Consider the following 435-nt stretch of genomic DNA (forward strand, 5'->3'; position numbering starts at 1 on the left):
GTTTGAAGATCTGCCGTTAAAACAACAGATGGTGGCGGAAGTGGAGCAAAATTGCGCTACTCACACCATTTTTGCCTCCAATACTTCTTCCCTGCCGATTGGCGATATTGCGGCGAATGCGGCCAGACCGGAACAGGTGATTGGATTGCACTTTTTTAGCCCGGTCGAAAAAATGCCGCTGGTTGAGGTCATTCCTCACGCGTCTACTTCCGCGCAGACCATCGCCACGACCGTTAAGCTGGCGAAAAAACAGGGTAAAACCCCGATAGTCGTCAGTGATAAAGCCGGGTTTTATGTTAACCGAATTCTTGCGCCATATATCAATGAGGCGATTCGGATGCTGACTGAAGGCGAACGCGTCGAACATATTGACGCCGCCCTGGTAAAATTTGGTTTTCCGGTGGGGCCAATCCAACTTTTGGATGAGGTAGGAAT

General features: G+C 49.9%; 1 protein-coding gene. It reads left to right on the top strand.

Annotated features, from left to right (window positions below):
• Positions 1–435 (top strand): 3-hydroxyacyl-CoA dehydrogenase NAD-binding domain-containing protein (locus tag ACEWB7_RS17925; protein ID WP_411581080.1); only part of this gene is annotated, 435 nt, incomplete at both ends.

It is taken from the genome of Acinetobacter sp. NIOH-H-8 (assembly GCF_046635365.1).
Taxonomy (GTDB): domain Bacteria; phylum Pseudomonadota; class Gammaproteobacteria; order Pseudomonadales; family Moraxellaceae; genus Acinetobacter.